This is a genomic window from Microbacterium phosphatis (assembly GCF_049177115.1).
GTDB classification, from domain to species: Bacteria; Actinomycetota; Actinomycetes; order Actinomycetales; family Microbacteriaceae; genus Microbacterium; species Microbacterium phosphatis.
Window position 1 is genome coordinate 2513632 of the sequence record NZ_CP185370.1, and the last position, 17439, is coordinate 2531070.

Annotated in this window: 16 protein-coding genes and 1 tRNA gene; 6 read left to right on the forward strand and 11 right to left on the reverse strand. The window is 71.3% G+C overall.

Annotation, left to right across the window (positions count from 1 at the left end; all coding sequences use genetic code 11):
- Positions 1-41 precede the first annotated feature (41 nt).
- Both ACOKGD_RS11950 and ACOKGD_RS11955 read right to left on the reverse strand, forming a co-directional pair.
- Positions 42-117, reverse strand: a tRNA-Thr gene (locus ACOKGD_RS11950).
- A 57-nt stretch (positions 118-174) separates the two neighbouring features.
- A complete protein-coding gene (locus tag ACOKGD_RS11955; protein ID WP_342337738.1) occupies positions 175-1089 on the reverse strand; it encodes a DsbA family protein in 915 nt (304 codons plus the stop codon).
- 266 nt (positions 1090-1355) lie between these two features.
- Between ACOKGD_RS11955 and ACOKGD_RS11960 the strand changes: the two genes are divergently transcribed.
- Together ACOKGD_RS11960 and ACOKGD_RS11965 are read left to right on the forward strand one after the other, a co-directional pair.
- A complete protein-coding gene (locus ACOKGD_RS11960) occupies positions 1356-2453 on the forward strand; it encodes an ABC transporter ATP-binding protein (protein ID WP_342337737.1) in 1098 nt (365 codons plus the stop codon).
- Between the two features lie 78 nt (positions 2454-2531).
- Positions 2532-3824 (forward strand): DUF4032 domain-containing protein, encoded by a 1293-nt coding sequence (locus ACOKGD_RS11965; protein WP_342337736.1) that lies wholly within the window; start codon positions 2532-2534, stop codon positions 3822-3824.
- A 6-nt stretch (positions 3825-3830) separates the two neighbouring features.
- Here ACOKGD_RS11965 and ACOKGD_RS11970 read toward each other — a convergent pair whose 3' ends face one another.
- Genes ACOKGD_RS11970 through cysS form a run of 3 tightly spaced genes read right to left on the reverse strand, consistent with a single transcriptional unit; the run spans position 3831 to position 6813 of the window.
- Entirely contained in the window at positions 3831-4472 is a 642-nt protein-coding gene (locus ACOKGD_RS11970) for an NAD(P)-dependent oxidoreductase (protein WP_342337735.1), read from the reverse strand.
- A gap of 9 nt (positions 4473-4481) precedes the next feature.
- Positions 4482-5435, reverse strand: a complete 954-nt coding sequence (gene rlmB, locus ACOKGD_RS11975) for a 23S rRNA (guanosine(2251)-2'-O)-methyltransferase RlmB (protein WP_342337734.1) — start codon at positions 5433-5435, stop codon at positions 4482-4484.
- On the reverse strand, positions 5428-6813 hold the full coding sequence (gene cysS / locus ACOKGD_RS11980; protein ID WP_342337733.1) for a cysteine--tRNA ligase: 1386 nt from the start codon (positions 6811-6813) through the stop codon (positions 5428-5430). Before cysS ends, rlmB begins: the two co-directional genes overlap by 8 nt.
- Before the next feature lie 77 nt (positions 6814-6890).
- Here cysS and ACOKGD_RS11985 point away from each other — a divergent pair, with 77 nt between their 5' ends.
- Positions 6891-7805: a DMT family transporter gene (locus ACOKGD_RS11985; protein ID WP_342337732.1), complete on the forward strand. Its 915-nt coding sequence runs from the start codon at positions 6891-6893 to the stop codon at positions 7803-7805.
- Position 7806: 1 nt separating this feature from the next.
- The gene (locus ACOKGD_RS11990; protein WP_342337731.1) at positions 7807-8268 is read left to right on the forward strand and encodes a GNAT family N-acetyltransferase; all 462 of its coding nucleotides are present in this window, start codon (positions 7807-7809) and stop codon (positions 8266-8268) included.
- A 99-nt stretch (positions 8269-8367) separates the two neighbouring features.
- On the opposite strand, the gene ACOKGD_RS11995 is transcribed toward ACOKGD_RS11990, so the two are convergent.
- From ACOKGD_RS11995 to ACOKGD_RS12005, 3 genes are all read right to left on the reverse strand, one after another.
- Positions 8368-11067, reverse strand: coding sequence for an endo-1,4-beta-xylanase (locus ACOKGD_RS11995; protein WP_342337730.1), 2700 nt, complete (start codon positions 11065-11067; stop codon positions 8368-8370).
- A gap of 150 nt (positions 11068-11217) precedes the next feature.
- Entirely contained in the window at positions 11218-12417 is a 1200-nt protein-coding gene (gene ispD / locus ACOKGD_RS12000; protein ID WP_342337729.1) for a 2-C-methyl-D-erythritol 4-phosphate cytidylyltransferase, read from the reverse strand.
- A gap of 105 nt (positions 12418-12522) precedes the next feature.
- Positions 12523-13005, reverse strand: a complete 483-nt coding sequence (locus ACOKGD_RS12005; RefSeq protein WP_342337728.1) for a CarD family transcriptional regulator — start codon at positions 13003-13005, stop codon at positions 12523-12525.
- Positions 13006-13217: 212 nt separating this feature from the next.
- Between ACOKGD_RS12005 and ACOKGD_RS12010 the strand changes: the two genes are divergently transcribed.
- A complete protein-coding gene (locus ACOKGD_RS12010; RefSeq protein ID WP_342337727.1) occupies positions 13218-13757 on the forward strand; it encodes a DNA modification methylase in 540 nt (179 codons plus the stop codon).
- Between the two features lie 91 nt (positions 13758-13848).
- On the opposite strand, the gene ACOKGD_RS12015 is transcribed toward ACOKGD_RS12010, so the two are convergent.
- Both ACOKGD_RS12015 and ACOKGD_RS12020 read right to left on the reverse strand, forming a co-directional pair.
- On the reverse strand, positions 13849-14532 hold the full coding sequence (locus ACOKGD_RS12015) for a response regulator transcription factor (RefSeq protein WP_342337726.1): 684 nt from the start codon (positions 14530-14532) through the stop codon (positions 13849-13851).
- On the reverse strand, positions 14529-15719 hold the full coding sequence (locus tag ACOKGD_RS12020) for a sensor histidine kinase (protein ID WP_342337725.1): 1191 nt from the start codon (positions 15717-15719) through the stop codon (positions 14529-14531). Before ACOKGD_RS12020 ends, ACOKGD_RS12015 begins: the two co-directional genes overlap by 4 nt.
- Positions 15720-15895: 176 nt before the next feature.
- Between ACOKGD_RS12020 and phoU the strand changes: the two genes are divergently transcribed.
- Positions 15896-16591, forward strand: a complete 696-nt coding sequence (phoU, locus tag ACOKGD_RS12025) for a phosphate signaling complex protein PhoU (RefSeq protein WP_342337724.1) — start codon at positions 15896-15898, stop codon at positions 16589-16591.
- Between the two features lie 63 nt (positions 16592-16654).
- On the opposite strand, the gene ACOKGD_RS12030 is transcribed toward phoU, so the two are convergent.
- Positions 16655-17401: a phosphoglyceromutase gene (locus ACOKGD_RS12030; protein ID WP_342337723.1), complete on the reverse strand. Its 747-nt coding sequence runs from the start codon at positions 17399-17401 to the stop codon at positions 16655-16657.
- Positions 17402-17439: the final 38 nt, after the last annotated feature.

Genomic DNA, 17439 nt, shown 5'->3' on the forward strand with positions numbered 1-17439 from the left:
GATCCGCCCGCACACGCGTCGCGCTCACGCGCGGGATCATGTGGTGCCGGCTGCGGGGTTCGAACCCACGACCCCCTGTTTACAAGACAGGTGCTCTACCAACTGAGCTAAGCCGGCGGCGTCCCGCGAGCGGGACCAGACGAGCATACCGAGAGGCGTGCCCGCACCTGGACCTCAGCCGGCGGGCGTCTCCGCGGGGGCCGGCGTGGGCGTCGCGGTCTCGAGGTAGGCCTCGCTGTCGATCGCGAGCAGGAAGGCCGCGAACTCCTCGGGGGCATCGAGCGCCCCGACGTAGGGCTGGCCGTCGACCAGGATCGTCGGAACACCGTCGAGGGTCGCGTCCGTGCCGGGGAGCGGCTCGTTCAGCGCGCGCTCCGTGGCCTCGCGGGACCAGGCGACGAAGTCCTCGTTCTCGATGCAGGCGCGCACCGTCTTCGTGTCGCTCGCACCCGTGGCGATCGCGCGGTCGGCGAGCTCGGAGTCGCTGAAACCGTCGCTGTCGACGCCCGGCTGGTTCACGAGCAGCTCGTGGTTGAACTTCGCGAAGGCCTCGGGTGCGTACTCGACCACGCACGCCGCGGCACCGGCGGCGCGCTGCGAGTACTTCGTGCCGTTCGACTTCGACGTCAGCATCGCGACCGGGTGGTAGACGACCTCGACGGCGCCCTGGGCGACCCAGTCGTCGAGCTGGTCGGCGTTCACGCGCTGGAACTCGCCGGCAGCCGACGAGAGGTAGTCGACGTAGATGTGGATCTGGATCGGCTCGGCACCCGGCGCGGGCGTGGCCGCCGGCGTCTCGGTCGGTGCGGGGGTCGCCATGCCCTTGCTCATCGCCTCGTCGACGACGACGCCGTCGTCGCCGGTGAACTTCGTCGGCTCGAGCGTGGGCTCGGACACCGCGGGCTCGATGATGTTGAACCAGCTGTAGAGGGCGCCGCCCCCGACCACGACCAGCGCGGCGAGCACGATCGCGGATCGCCGCAGCACGCGATTGCGCGACTGACGCGCCTTCACCTGCTGGGCCTTCACGCGCACCGCCTCGCGACGGTCGCGCGGCTCGGGCGCAGTGCCCGTCTCGTCGCTCGACATGCAACCTCTTGGAACGTGGATCCTCTGGCCGCGGGGCGCGACCACAACGCCTTCGATGCTAGACAGCGCGGCTGGGAGATACCCACGCAGGACAGGCATTCCTCCTGTGGGCGGTGCGGACGCACGGCAGCGACACGCCGGTGGACGGGAGCACTCCGAGCCCATGGCATACTGATCCCGACCCAATGGCGGGTCTAGCGGCGGTTAGCCCCGTCGCTCCATCACTACGGATCGTCCGGCACGTACCTGCCGGTGAAGGAGAAGAAATGGCTTCGGTCACTTTCGACAACAGCACGCGCCTCTACCCGGGCGGCACGCGTCCCGCGGTCGACAAGCTGAACCTCGACATCGCAGACGGCGAGTTCCTCGTCCTCGTCGGCCCCTCGGGCTGCGGAAAGTCGACGTCGCTGCGTATGCTCGCCGGCCTCGAAGAGGTCAACGACGGCCGCATCCTCATCGGCGACCGCGATGTCACGGACATCCCGCCGAAGGACCGCGACATCGCGATGGTCTTCCAGAACTACGCGCTGTACCCGCACATGACGGTCGCCGAGAACATGGGCTTCGCCCTGAAGATCGCCGGCGTCAACAAGGACGAGCGCGCCAAGCGCGTGCTCGAGGCGGCCAAGATCCTCGACCTCGAGCCCTACCTGGCCCGCAAGCCGAAGGCCCTCTCGGGTGGTCAGCGTCAGCGCGTCGCCATGGGTCGCGCGATCGTCCGCGAGCCCCAGGTGTTCCTCATGGACGAGCCGCTGTCGAACCTCGACGCCAAGCTCCGCGTCCAGACCCGTACGCAGATCGCGGGCCTGCAGCGCCGCCTGGGCGTCACGACCGTCTACGTCACCCACGACCAGACCGAGGCTCTCACCATGGGCGACCGCATCGCGGTCCTCAAGGACGGCATCCTCCAGCAGGTCGGCACCCCGCGCGAGCTGTACGAGCGCCCGAACAACGTCTTCGTCGCCGGCTTCATCGGCTCGCCGGCCATGAACCTGTTCCCGGCCGACGTCGTCGAGGGCGGCATCCGCTTCGGCAACAAGACGGTGGGCGTCGAGGCCTCGGCCCTCGCCAAGGCCTCGGGCAAGCAGGTCACCGTGGGCGTCCGCCCCGAGGACATCATCGTCGCCCCGGCCGACGGCCAGGGCCTCGAGATCGTCGTCGACCTCGTCGAGGAGCTCGGCGCCGACGGCTACCTCTACGGCCACTCGGACATCGAGGGCGTCCGCACGGACATCGTCGCTCGCGTCGACGGCCGCATCCACCCGAACGCGGGCGACCGGATCCTCCTGGCCCCGGTCCCGGACCACGTGCACGTCTTCGACCTCGAGTCGGGCGAGCGCCTGACGGGTGCCGTCGCCTCCTGACGACACACTCCACGCGGCGGCGCGGATGGATCCTCGGATCCGTTCGCGCCGTTGCGCTTTTCCCGTAGGTTTGCTCGCATGCCCGACTCCCTGCGCATCACGGCCGCCGAGACCGATCCGGAGCTGCTGACGCTGCCCTGGTCGATCCCCCTCGAGGACTGGCCCGCGAGCGCGATCGTGAAGCTCCCCAAGGGCATCTCGCGCCACATCGTGCGGTTCAGCGAGCTGTCGGGGCAGGTGATCGCCGTCAAGGAGACCACCGCGGCCATGGCGCAGCGCGAGTACGAGATGCTCGGCGCGCTGGCGAAGCTCGACGTGCCGTGCGTGCGCCGCGTGGCCGTCGTCGCGGGGCGCACGGCACCGGACGGCACACCGCTGCGCGCCGCGCTCGTCACCGCGCACCTGAAGTTCTCGATGCCGTACCGCGCGCTGTTCACCCACGCCCTGCGTCCCGAGACCGCCACGCGCCTCGTCGACGCCCTGGCGCTGCTGCTGGTGCGCCTGCACAACGTCGGCTTCTACTGGGGCGATGTGTCGCTGTCCAACACGCTCTTCCGGCGCGACGCGGGCGCCTTCGCCGCCTACCTGGTTGACGCCGAGACCGGCGAGCTGCACGAGGACGGCCTGAGCGACGGGCAGCGCGCCCACGACCTCGACCTCGCGCGCACGAACATCGCCGGCGAGATCCTGGATCTGGCCGCCCACGGCCGCGTCGAGGGCGGGGTGGACCCCGTGTCGGTGGCCGACGGCATCGTGGCCGCGTACCACTCACTGTGGGGCGCGCTGCACGACCCGCAGTCGTTCTCGTCGCGGGAGGCGTGGCGGATCACCGAGCGGGTGCGGCAGCTGAACGAGCTGGGCTTCGACATCGACGAGATGTCGATCGCCACCGACGGCGACAGCAGCCGCGTCTCGATCCAGCCGAAGGTCGTCGACGCGGGGCACCATGCGCGTCGCCTGATCCGCCTCACCGGCCTCGACGTCGAGGAGAACCAGGCCCGTCGTCTGCTCAACGATCTCGATGAGTTCCGGCTGCGTTCGGGCCGCTCGGAGGATGAGGAGGAGCTCGCCGCGCACGAGTGGCTCACCCAGGCGTTCGAGCCCGTGGTGCGGGCGATCCCGTTCGAGCTGCGCGCGAAGCTCGAACCCGCCGAGGTGTACCACCAGGTGCTCGAGCACCGCTGGTTCCTGCAGGAGCAGCGCGATGCGTCCGTGCCGCTCGCCGAGGTGCTGACCAGCTACATCACCGAGGTGCTGCGCCACCGTCGCGATGAGGCGACCATCATGGGGCCGCTCACCGAGACCATCACTCAGGCCATCACCGGCCCGCTGTCGGCCTCCCCCGAGCCCGACTGGCGCGACCTGGTGTGAGGCCGGTCAGTAGCCGACGGTGAAGCGGGTGCGGTGGTGCGCCGGGTTCTCGATCTCGTCGACGATGGCGATCGCGAAGTCGGCGCCGGAGACGTAGGATCCGCCGCTCTCGTCGGTCACCATCACGTCGCCGCCCGTGCGGTAGTGACCGGTGCGCTCACCCGGCGCGAAGCCGCCGAAGCCGGCGGCCGGGTGCACGTAGAACCAGTCGAGCCGGGCCGGGGCGTCGGCCAGATCCTCGAGCGCGCCGATCATCTCGAGCGCCTCGGGCTTGAACTCGTCGGGGAAGCCGCCGGCGTCGATCAGGCGCGGGCCGCCCTCGGCGACGAGGCTGCCGCCCGCGCCGCCGATGATGCCGAGGCGCACGCCCTCGGGCAGCGCCTCCACGAGCTCGCCCAGGGCGGGGCGCACACGCCCCTCCATGTCGCCGCGCGGGGCGACCGCGCAGATGATCGCCTCGACGCCCCGCAGCTCCTCGAGGAGCCCGGGGACGTCGAGCAGCGATCCCTCGATGTAGGTGACGCCCGGGACCCGCTCGGCGGGCACCTTCCGCGCCACCGAGACGACGGTGTGGCCGCGCGTGGCGGCCTCCTGGACGATGTGACCACCGGCGAAGCCGGTGCCTCCGAGAACCGCGATGCGTGCCATAGGGGCAGGTTACTCTGCGGCGCCCTGGCGGAGGGTCGCGATCTGGTACAGCGCGACCGACGCCGCGATGCCCGCGTTGAGCGACTCGGTCGCCGACGAGATCGGGATCGAGACGATCTGGTCGCAGTTCTCGGTGACCAGGCGCGAGAGGCCCTTGCCCTCGGAGCCGACGACCACCACGACCGGACGGTCGGCGAGACCGAGCTCGGGCAGCGAGACGTCGCCGCCGCCGTCGAGGCCCAGCACGAACACACCCTGCTTCTTGAAGTCCTTCAGCATGGCCGTGAGGTTGGTGGCCATGGCGACCGGGATGCGCGCGGCGGCGCCGGCGCTGGTCTTCCACGCGCCCGAGTTCATGCCGGCGGAGCGACGCTGCGGGACGATCACTGCGTGACCGCCGAAGGCGGCGGTGGAGCGGATGATCGCACCCAGGTTGCGCGCGTCGGTGACGCCGTCGAGGGCGACGAGCAGCGGGGTCTCGCCGCGGTCGATGATCTCCTCGAGGAGGTCCTGCGGGTGGGCGTACTCGTACGGCGGCACCTTGAGCGCGACGCCCTGGTGGACTCCGTCGAAGCCGGCCATGCGGTCGAGCTCGGGGCGCGTGACCTCGAGCATCGGGATGTTGCGGTTCTTGGCGATGACGAGCATCTCCTTGACGCGGTCATCCATCTCGACGCGCTGCGCGATGTAGAACGCGATCGCGGGGATCTTGGTGCGCAGCGCCTCGAGCACCGAGTTGCGCCCGGTGACGAACTCGATCTCGGTGTCGCCCTTCGCGCGCGGGGCGCGCGTCTGCGGCTTCTGCGTGCCTCCGCGCTTGGAGGCGAGGCGCTCGGCGGCCTGCTTGCGCTTGTGCGCGACGTGGTAGGTGCGGTCCTCGGCCTTGGGCGTCGGCCCCTTGCCCTCGAGGCCCTTGCGGCCGTGGCCGCCCGTGCCCTTGAGGGGGCCCTTCTTCTTAGCCATTGGTGGTGCTCCAAACTGTTCCGTCTGCGGTGTCTTCGAGAACGACGCCGGCGGTCGCGAACAGGTCGCGGATCCGATCGGCTGTCGCCCAGTCCTTGGATGCGCGCGCCTGTGCGCGCTGGGTGATGAGCTCCTCGACCAGGGCCGCCAGGGTGTCCTGCGCGCCTCCGGTCTGCGCGGGAGCGCCATCGAGGTCGAGCCCGAGCACCGCGACCATGGCGGCGACCGCGTCGTACGCGGCGCGCAGCGCGGCCTGATCGCCGGTGTCGAGTGCGGTGTTGCCGGCGCGGACCGTCTCGTGGACGACCGCGAGCGCCTGCGGCACCCCGAGGTCGTCGTCCATCGCCTCGGCGAAGGCGTCGGGCACGGGTGCCGCCTGCGGCTCGCCGAGCGTGCGGGCGGCGCGGGCGAGGAAGCCCGTGATGCGCCCGAGCGCGGCGGCGGCCTCGTCGAGGGCGCCGTCCGAGATGTCGAGGTTCGAGCGGTAGTGCGCCGCGGCGAGCGCGTAGCGCACGACTGGAGCGGGACGCGCGGCGAGCATGTCGGCCGCGAGCACGAAGTTGCCGATCGACTTGGACATCTTCTGCCCGTCGACCGTCACCAGCCCGTTGTGGACCCAGTAGCGCGCGAAGCCGTCGCCGGCGGCCGTGGACTGCGCCAGCTCGTTCTCGTGGTGCGGGAAGCGCAGGTCGAGCCCGCCGCCGTGGATGTCGAACTCGGCGCCGAGGTAGCGGCGCGACATGGCCGAGCACTCGATGTGCCAGCCGGGACGACCGGGGCCCCAGGGCGACTCCCACGTGGCGTCGGCGGGCTCGTCGGCCTTCGCGCCCTTCCAGAGGGCGAAGTCGCGGGGGTCGCGCTTGCCGCGCGAGTCGGCGTCGGCGGCGGGCTCCATCGCGTCGACCGACTGGTTGGTGAGCGAGCCGTAGTCGGCCCACGACCGCACGTCGAAGTACACGTCGCCCGCGGCGGCGTAGGCGTGACCCCGCTCGATGAGACGCGCGATGATCTCCTGCATCTGCGGGATCGACGCCGTGGCGCGGGGCTCGTAGGTCGGGGGCAGGATGCCGATCGCGGCATACGCCGCGGTGAACTCCTGCTCGATGCGGTAGGCCAGGGCCCACCAGGGCTCGTCGGCCGTGGCGTTGGCGAGCACCTTGTCGTCGATGTCGGTGACGTTGCGCACGAGCGTGACGGGGCCGACGCGGTGGGTCAGCCAGCGACGCAGCAGGTCGAAGGCGAGCGCGCCGCGGAGGTGGCCGATGTGCGGGCCCGACTGCACCGTCGGGCCGCAGACGTACATCGAGACAGCCCCGGGTGCCAGCGGCACGAAGTCGCGCAGGGCCTGCGCGTGGGAGTCATAGAGACGTACGTTCACGGTCCCAGCCTATGGTGCGACGACTGGGGAATCCCCTGTCGGATCCGGGCTTCGCCGGCATGAGGTAGGAATACCTGGTGCCGTTCGTCATCGCCGTCCTCGCCGCCGCCGTGCTCTTCGGCACCACCGGCACCTCGCAGGCCCTCGGTCCCTCCGGCACCACGCCCTTCGCGGTCGGGGTCATGCGCCTGCTGATCGGCGGCGTCGCCCTCGCGGCGGCGACCGCCATCGCTGCGCGGCTGCGACGCCGTCGCTCGGCCGCACCCGCCTCGCCCCCGCTCACCGCGAAGCCTCTCGCCCTCATGGCGCTCACGGCCGTCGCGCTGTTCGTCTACCAGCCGCTGTTCTTCGCGGGCACGTCCGCCAACGGCGTCGCGTTGAGCACCGTGATCGCCCTCGGCTCGGCCCCCGTCATGGCCGGCCTGCTCGAGTGGGCGCTCACGCGCACACCGCCCTCACGGCTGTGGGGAGCGGCGACCGCGCTCTCGACCGTCGGCGTCGCGCTGCTCGGCATCGGGGCCGGCGACAGCGGCTCGGCGGATCCGGTCGGGCTGCTCTCGTCGCTCGGCGCCGGCGCATCCTTCGCGGTCATCGCTGTGGCGCAGCGGCGCCTGCTGGACGGCGGCTGGCACCCGCTCACCGTCGTCGGGGCGATGGGCGGCGGGGCGGCCGTGATCGCGCTCGCTGCCCTGCCCTTCTCCGACGTGACCTGGCTGACGGATCCGAGGGGCGCGCTCATGGCGGTGTGGCTCGGCCTCGCGACGGTCGCCGTCGCCTATGGGCTGTTCACCTGGGGCCTGGGCGGGCTCAAGGCCGCCACGGCGGCGACCCTCACCCTCGGCGAGCCGCTCACCGCGAGCATCCTCGGGATCGCGGTGCTCGGCGAGCGACTCGGGGCGCTGTCCGCCGTGGGCCTGGTGGTGCTGGGCGCGGGCCTCGCCCTGCTCGCCTGGGGCTCGCGCACTCCCCGACCGTTCGCCGTGGAAGGCTGAGATGACCATCGAGATCCGGATCGACGACCTCACCGACGGGCGGACGCGCGCGCTGATCGCGCAGCACCACGCGCGGATGCACGCCGAGACCCCGCCCGACAGCACCCACGCCCTCGACGTCGAGGCCGTCCGCGCCCCCGGCATCACCCTCTGGAGCGCGTGGATCGACGAGGAGCTGGCGGGCGTGGCCGCCCTTCGCGAGCTGGGCGAGGGGCGCGGCGAGCTCAAGTCGTTCCGCACCGCCGACGCCTTCCTCGGGCGGGGCGTCGCGCGCGCACTGCTGCGCCGGATCATCGCGGAGGCCGAGGCCCGCGGCCTGACGTCGCTGTGGCTCGAGACGGGCAGCCGGCCGATGTTCGCCCCCGCCCAGGCCCTGTACGCCGGCGAGGGGTTCGTCGAGTGCGACGCCTTCGAGCCGTACCGACCCGATCCGCTCTCGACCTTCATGACGCGCGCGATCTGATCCGCCCCGTACTGGCGAGCGGGCCCGGACACGGACGTGCGGGCCGCCTCCCGAGAGAGGCGACCCGCACGCACGGTCAGCGGGTGATCCGCTGCGGGCTCAGCCCGCGGATCCCGCGCCCGGCTTTCCGGGCTTTCCCGGCTTCCCGGGCTTGTCGGGCTTGCCGGGCTTCTCGGGGAAGCACGGCTTGTGGGCGTCGCCCTTGTTGGGCTTGCCCGGCTTGACGCACGGCTGCTCGACGACGGGGGCCGCGACCAGCTGGCCCACGCCCCAGTGGGCCGTCGACGCGTAGCCCGCGCCCGTCGGGTCGGCCCAGTTGCGGATGCCCGTGCGAGCTCCCGCCGCCCCGTCGTTGACCTGGAAGTCCAGGCCGTGGAAGGTGCCGACACCGCCGTAGGTGAGCAGCGAGATCGACGCCTCGACGATGTAGCCGCCGTCGGTGGTCGACGTGGCCGATGTCACCCGCGCCTGCTGCGCGGCCGCGTCGCCGGTGCCGAAGGACGCCACGTTGGTGGCACTGATCCGGATCTGCGTGTCATCGGCGAGATAGGCGCCGTTCTTCGCGTTGCCGCCGTCGACGTAGATCTCGACCGAGTCCTGCACCCACGGGTCGCTGCCCGAGACGTCGATCTGCGCGTCGGCGACCTCGGCGAGGACGTAGAGCGTGTCGCCCTTCCACAGGGTCCGGACCTTCGCCGTGGCGCCCCCGGTCCCCTCGACCTGCTTGTCGGTCGTGACCGCGTTCGCCGCGTCCCAGAGGCCCGCGTCGATCGCGCCGTCGATCGTCGGCGCGGTCGGGGTCTCGACGACGTCCACGTACGACAGGGGCTCGATCAGCGTGAGGATGCCCAGCGCTCCGGCCGAGCTCCAGCCCCCGCCGCCGACGACGCGCACGTCGAGGCCCACGGTGTCCTTCTCGCCGGCCTCGCCGATCGGCAGCTCCGCCGCGATCGACACCCCGTCGGCCGTCACGCTCGCCGCCGCCGGGACGTCGCCCGTGCCGTCGCCGCGCACCGTGTAGACGGTGTCGCCCACCTGCAGCTCGACAGCGGTCGAGGCGTCGCCTCCCGGGACGTCGACGCGCACCGACAGCGTGCCCGCCGACCAGAAGGCGCGGAACGACTCGCCCGCGTCGAGGGCGTTCGCCGGGACGCGCGCCCACTCCGGAGCCGCCGGATCGAGCGCCACATCGGCGCCGAACACGTTCGCCGCCCGCAGCTTGGCGGGCAGCTCGCCGCCCGCGGCGCCGTAATAAGCAGGCTTCGCCTGCAGCTGGTCGTCGAACAGCAACGGGGCCCCGCCGTCGTTGCGCCAGCTGCGGCCGTCCGTCAGGCCCCACACCGTGACCGAGAACAGATCGTGCTCGCGGAAGACGTCGAAGGCGTCGCGGTAGAAGTAGCCCTGGTCGATCAGCTTCGCCTGCGTCACCGGCGTGCCGGTGGCGACGTCGAACTCGGTCACGGCCTGCTCGACCCCGAGGCCGGCGAAGCGGTCGAGCGCACCGTCCAGCGACGAGATGGGCGTGGACAGGCTGACGTGGAACTGGTGGCCGACCCCGTCCACGGGCACACCGCGCCCGAGGAGGCGCTCCACGAGCGCCACGTAGCGATCCTGCTTGCCGTCCTGCTCCGTGTTGTAGTCGTTGATGAAGAGCTTCACCGGACGATCAGCGCCCGCGGCGGCGTTGCGGACGTTGAACGCCTCGTCGGCGTACTCGAACGCGAGGTCGATGAACTCCTCGCCGAGGATGCGGAACCACTCGCTGCGGCGCAGGCCGTCGGCGTTCTCCCCGCCGTCGGCGACGACCTCGTTGACGACGTCGAACGCGGTGAGCGGGTTGGTGTCGGATCCGAACGCGCCGTACTCGGACGCGATCCAGTCGGCCACATTGTCGATGTGCGCCTTCATGCGATCGCGCAGCGCCTGCTTGCCGGTCTCGTCGGCCGCGAGCGGCTGACCCGCCTCGTCCTGGAAGAACCAGTCGGGGACCTGGCTGTGCCACACGAGGACGTGACCGTACAGGTCGAGGTCGTTCTGCTGCGCGAAGTCGAGCAGGCTGATCGCCTCGGGGTGGGGGCGGAAGCTGCGCGAGTCGTCGTACCAGGCCTCGGGCTTCATGTGGTTCTCGCCGGTGATCTGGGTGAAGTGCTTCAGGAGCAGTTCGGACGCGGCCCCCGTCGTCTCGCGCGCGTCGATGGCGACGCCGACGTTGGTCTCGCCCATGGTCCCGGCCAGAGGCGGGAGATCCTGGATCTCGGCTGGGGCCAGCGACTCGGTCGTGATGGTGAGGTCGTCGAGCAGGTACGTGTAGGCCGCGACACCGGCGATGTCACTGGTGCCGATGTAGAGCTGGAAGGTCTTGGTGGTGTCGGTGGGCTCGTAGGTGGCGGTCAGCGTCGTCCAGTCGGCGGCGGTGACCGGGGCGTTGCCGCCCCAGCTGTAGTCGGGCTTCAGGACGAATCGCGCCTGGGTGTCCGGGGTGCCCTCGGCGAGCTTCACCCTGATCGAGACGGTGTACCGGTTGCCGGGCGTGAATGCGCCCTCGGCCGACTGGATGCCGACGTAGTCGGCGCTGCGGTCGTTGATCTGCACCGCGAGGCCGTCGCCCTCGGGAACATAGGAGAGCGTCGTCGCACCTCCCCCCGACTGCTGCCAGCTGCCGAGCGTGCTGTCGTCGAAATCGATGGTCTCGACCGTGGGCGCGGCGGCGGCAGGTGCTGCCGCCACGACGCCCGTGAGGGCGAGACCGATGGTGCCGGTGATGGCACCCACTGCAGTGAACAGGCGTGACCTGCGCATGGCGCTCCTTTGCGCTGCGGGAATGTTGCCATCGACACCATATTTGCTCCCACAGCGGCGGGAAAGGCCTCAGCGCACGTTCGGAGAAGAAACCTTTTCGATAGTTGTTTCGACGCTCCGACGCCGCCGCCCGCCGCCCGCCCGCTGGCGTCAGATCGGCCGGATCAGGGCGACGGCGAACGCCTGCACACCCTCTCCCGCTCCCGTGAACCCCAGCCCGTCGGTGGTGGTCGCCGCGACCGAGACGGGGGCGCCCCCGAGCGCCGCCGACAGCACGCCCTCGGCCTCGGCGCGACGCGGGGCGAACTTCGGGCGGTTCGACTGCACCTGGACGGCCACGTTCACGATGTCGAAGCCGGCCTCGCCCAGCAGCGCGCGGGTGCGCGCGAGGAACGCGTCGGCGTGCGCGCCGGCGAACTCGGGCCGCGAGGTGCCGAAGTGCGTTCCGATGTCGCCGAGACCCGCCGCCGACAGGAGCGCATCGACAATCGCGTGCGCGACGGCGTCGCCGTCGGAGTGCCCGGACAGGGCCGCCTCGCCCGGCCATTCGAGGCCCGCGAGCCAGAGCGCGCCCTCGCCGCCGAACGCGTGCACGTCGGTCCCGACACCGACCCGCGGCATCAGGCCGCGATCCGGGGCGGCGGCCGAGACGGGCGCCACCGGCACCGCCAGCGAGCGCGCCCGAGCGAGGTCGTCCGGCGTGGTGATCTTGAACGACAGCGCGTCGCCCTCGACGAGCGCCACCTGATGCCCGGCCGCCGCGACGAGCGCCGCGTCGTCGGTGAACTCCTCGGCGGCCACCGCGTACGAGGCCTCCAGCACGTCTCGCCGGAACCCCTGCGGGGTCTGGGCGGCCGCGAGCTGCGACCGATCGACCGCGGCGACGACCTGCTGCCCCTCGACGCGCTTGATGGTGTCGACCACCGGCAGCCCGGGGATCACGCCCCAGCCGGTGCGGTCCACCGCCGCGATGACCCGCTCGAAGACGGCCGGCGGGGTCAGCGCGCGTGCCGCGTCGTGGACGAGCACGACCTCGACCGATGGCCACAGCGCCGCGAGCCCCGCGGAGACCGACGCCTGCCGGGTGTCTCCGCCGGTGACGACCGACACAAGCGCCGCGCGCGAGCCCGCCGCCTCGCGGGCATCGGTGAGCGCCTCGCCCTCGCGCCCGGCGGGCGCGACGATCACGACCTGCGCCTCCGGTGCGGCGAACACCCCGCGCAGGCAGTGCCGCAGGATCGTATGCGCGCCGAGACCGACGAAGGCCTTGGGGGCGTCCTGTCCGAGACGGGTGCCGGATCCGGCGGCGACGACGATGACCGCGACGCGCGGTGCGGGAGAGATGGTCACCCAGTAAAAGTAACGGGCGCCGATCCTGAATCAGGATCGACGCCCGTTGGGACTCGGATCGGTTCCGGCTCGCTGCGCGAGCCCGTCACCGTCGCGGAGGGATCGTCAGGACGCGAGGACCTCGTCGAGCACCGACGCGGCCTTCTCCTCGTCCGTCTTCTCGGCGAGCGCGAGCTCGGAGATCAGGATCTGACGGGCCTTCGCGAGCATGCGCTTCTCGCCGGCCGAGAGGCCGCGATCCTGATCACGGCGCCACAGGTCGCGGACGACCTCGCTGACCTTGATCACGTCGCCCGAGGCGAGCTTCTCGAGGTTCGCCTTGTAGCGACGCGACCAGTTGGTCGGCTCCTCGGTGAAGGGGGCACGCAGCACCTCGAAGACCTTGTCGAGGCCTTCCTGGCCGATGACGTCACGAACGCCGACGAGGTCGACGTTGTCTGCGGGAACCTCGATGACGAGGTCGCCCTGGGTGACGTTCAGCTTGAGGTAGATCTTCTCCTCGCCCTTGATGACACGGGTCTTGACTTCGGTGATCGTCGCGGCCCCGTGGTGCGGGTAAACGACGGTCTCGCCAACCTCAAAAAGCATAGAAAAGTATCCTTTCGGCGACTTTCAGGATACCACAGCCCGCCATGTACTAAGGTTCGCGGGCCCCGCAGGGCGGCAGCGACACGCGCCTCCGGGCGACTTCGTTGCCTCGCGGGCGTCCGCGCGCGAACGCACAGGGGCGCGGGGCCGCGACCCCCTAGAATGACAGACAGGGCCCGCAGCTCGGCGGGGCCGCTCGACCTGGAGGTTCCGTGAACTCCCGCATTCTCGCGTCGCTCGCCCTCGGTGCCGTCGTCGCCCTCACCGCCACCGGCTGCGCGGGGCTCACGCATCAGGCCACCACGATCCCGTACTCGCCGTCGGACGGCGTCAACGTCCCGCACAGCGACGGCGCCGCGATCCAGATCCGCAACGCGGTCGTCATCGCCGACTCGCAGGGCACGGACGGCAACCTGGCCGCCGCGCTCGTGAACACCACCGATGAGGACGCGACCCTGAGCCTCGAGTGGGGCAGCGGCCAGTCCGAGACGATCGACCTCGAGGGCGGCGAGGTCGTCAGCCTCGGCGCCGGCTCGGAGGAGCCGCTGCTTCTCGAGGGCATCAACACCGAGGCCGGCGCGACGCTGCCGCTGTACTTCCAGTCGGGCGACGCCGAGGGCGAGCTCGTCGAGGTCCCCGTGCTCAACGGCTGCCTCGCGCACTTCAAGAACCTCGTGCCCGGCGGCTACGAGGAGGCCGACTGCGAGCACCTCGCCCCGGCCGAGGAGAGCGAGGAGGGCGAGGGCCACTGACCCTCCCCCGCAGCTGCACGAAGAAGGCCCCGAGGATCCGATCCTCGGGGCCTTCTTCGTGCGACCGGAGGTGCGGCCGGGCGGGCGGCGCTCAGCCCTCGAAGCGGTAGCCGAGGCCCCGCACGGTGACGAGCATGACCGGCTCGGAGGGGACCTGCTCGATGCGCGAGCGGATGCGCTTGATGTGCACGTCGAGCGTCTTCGTGTCGCCGAAGTAGTCGCTGCCCCACACCCGATCGATCAGCTGCCCGCGGGTGAGCACACGACCGGCGTTGCGCATCAGCACCTCGAGCAGCTCGAACTCCTTCAGGGGCATGTTGATCTGCTGCCCGTCGACCGACACGGTGTGGCGGTCGACGTCGAGCACCACGCGGCCGCCCTCGAGGACCCGCTCGTCGAGCTCGGCCTCCGCGTCGACCGTGCGGCGCAGCACCGCGCGCATGCGCGCCAGCAGCTCGCGCGCCGAGTAGGGCTTGGTGACGTAGTCGTCGGCGCCCAGCTCGAGCCCCACAACGATGTCGACCTCCGAGTCCTTCGCCGTCAGCATGATGATCGGCACCGACGAGGTCGTGCGCACCTGGCGGCACACCTCGGTGCCCGGCATGCCCGGCAGCATCAGGTCGAGCAGGATCAGATCGGCACCGCGCTCGCGGTATGCCGCCAGGGCCGCGGGGCCGTCCTCGGCGATCTCGACCTCGTAGCCCTCCCGGCGGAGCAGATAGGCGAGGGGTTCGGCGAGGTCGGGCTCGTCCTCGACCAGCAGCAGACGCGTCATTCGCGACCTTTCTTCTTCATGGAGTTCTTCCCCCTGGCGGTCTTCGCCAGGGACGACTCGAGCACGGGCGCCTCGCTCAGGGGCAGGCGCACGGTGAACGTGGAGCCCCGATCGGGCTGCGACCAGAGCCGGATCTCGCCCCCGTGGCGCGACACCGCGTGCTTCACGATCGACAGGCCCAGGCCGGATCCGCCGGTGCGGCGGGAGCGCGCCTGGTCGGCGCGATAGAACCGCTCGAACACCCGCTGCTGATCGGCCTCGGCGATGCCGATCCCCTGATCCGTGACCGCGATCTCGACGACGCCGCCGACCGCGCGCACCCCCACGCCGACGTGGGATCCGCGCGGCGAGTAGGCGATGGCGTTGGCGATCAGGTTGCCGACCGCCTCCTTGAGGATCTGCTGGTCGCCCCGCACGAACAGACCGCGATCGCCGCCGCGGGCCAGGTCGACGCCGGCCGACTCGGCCTGCACCGCCGAGGCCTCGACCGCCGCCGCGACGACCTCGTCGATGGCGACGTCGCCCACCGAGGTCAGTTCGTCGGCCGCCTGCAGCCGCGAGAGGTTCATGATGCGCCCCGTGAGGCGGCTCAGGCGCTCGGCCTCGGCCGACAGCCGCGCGGTGAACGCCCGGACCTGCGCGGGATCGTCGGCGGCCATGTCGATCGCCTCGGCGAGCAGCATCACGGCGCCCACGGGGGTCTTGAGCTCGTGGCTGGTGTTCGCGATGAAGTCATGGCGCATCTGCTCGAGGCGCTCCTGCTCCGACAGGTCGCGCACCAGCAGGAGTGTGTGGCGATCGCTCACGCGCGTCGCCCGCGCGGCGATCAGGCGCGAATCCGACGACATGCCGCCGCGCACGAGCCGGAGGTTCGTGGTCTCGGTGGCGCCCGAGCGCGCGGCGCGCACAAGCTCGCGCAGCCCGTCGTGCGGCAGGGGCGCGTCCGTCTCGATACCGAGCCAGGGCGCGGAGGGCGACGTCGCGACGACGAGGCCGGAGGCGTCGACGAGCGCGGCGGGGTCGTCCATCGCGTCGAGCACCGACGTGATCCCGGCGGGAACCAGGCCCGCCGCCTCCCGGGCGGCGCGCTCCCGCGCGCGGATCGCCGTGAAGACGATGAGGGACGCACCCGTCCCGATGATCACTCCGAGGAGCAGGGAGAGCAGCGCGAGCTGCGTGGGTGCCATGGCACCAGAGTAAAGTCCCAGCGAATGCCAGGATGGACGGATCCCCGCCAGTCTGCGGCCTCGCAGGGGACTGTTCACCGTCGCGGCACCATCTGTTAACCAACGGCACAGAGAATCGCAGAGAGCGTGCCCGGGAACGACCCACCGCCGCCCGCGACACCGACGAAAGGTCCACGATGCGCGAACTCTTCCACCAGGCCCTCGAGGACGTGCAGACGCGCGTCGTCGAGATCAGCGAGCTGGTCACCGTCTCGATCGACAAGGCGACCCGTGCGTTCGGCAAGGGCGACGTCGCGCTGGCCGAGGAGGTCATCGCCGACGACAAGAAGATCGACGCGCTCACCCGCGAGCTCGACGAGCAGGCGATCTCGATCCTCGCCATGCAGCAGCCCGTCGCGCGCGACCTGCGCGTGGTGGTGACGACGCTGCGCGTCACCGCGTCGCTCGAGCGCATGGGCGACATGGCCGAGCACATCGCCCAGCTCGCCCGCACCCGCTACCCGGAGCGCGCGATCCCCAAGGGTCTCAAGTCGACGTTCACCCGCATGGGCGAGCTCGACGTCGAGATCGCCCGCGAGCTCACCAAGCTCGTGGCCGCCCCGGACGCCGCGATCGCCCTGCCGATCGCCGACCGGATCCGCAACAGCGACGATGACGTCGACGAGCTGCACGCCAACGTCTTCGAGAAGGTGCTCAGCGACAGCTGGCAGGGCGAGGCCGGCGCCACCGTCGACGCCACGCTCGCCAGCCGCTACCACGAGCGCTTCGCCGACCACGCGGTCTCGATCGCGAAGAAGATCGTCTACCTGCACACGGGCGACTGGTCCGGCATCGAGGCGCTCTCCGACGCCGCCCCGATCACCGAGGGCTGACCCCGCGCACACGAAGAGGCGCCGTCCGGATCGGATCCGGACGGCGCCTCCTCGTTGTGGGTGCTACTTCTTCGCGCCCTGGTTCGCCACGGCGGCGGCGCCGGCGGCGGCGGCCTCGGGGTCGAGGTAGCGGCCCGGGCCGAGCGGCTTCATGTCGTCGTCGAGCTCGTACACGAGCGGGATGCCGGTGGGGATGTTCAGGCCCGCGATGTCCTCGTCGCTGATGCCGTCGAGGTGCTTCACCAGCGCGCGCAGCGAGTTGCCGTGCGCGGTGACGAGCACGGTCTTGCCCGCCTGCAGGTCGGGGACGATCTCGGCCTCCCAGTAGGGCAGCATGCGGTCGATGACGATCTTCAGCGACTCGGTGCCGGGGATCTCGCCGTCGATGCCGACGTAGCGCGGGTCATCGGTCTGCGCGTACTCGTCGGCGGGGTCGATCACGGGCGGCGGCACGTCGAACGAGCGGCGCCACTCCATGAACTTCTCCTCGCCGAACTCGGCGAGCGTCTGGGCCTTGTCCTTGCCCTGGAGGGCGCCGTAGTGGCGCTCGTTGAGGCGCCAGGTGCGCTTCACGGGGATCCACAGGCGGTCGGCGGCGTCGAGCGCGAGGTTCGCGGTCTGGATCGCGCGGCTCAGGACGGAGGTGTGGAGCACGTCGGGCAGCACGCCCTGCTCCTTCAGCAGCTCGCCGCCGCGAGTGGCCTCGCTGCGGCCCAGCTCGGTGAGCCGGACGTCGACCCATCCGGTGAAGAGGTTGAGCTCGTTCCACTCGCTCTGGCCGTGGCGGAGCAGGATCAGGGTGTGTGCCATGCCTTCAGACTACCGAGCCGGGCACTCGGGTCAGAATG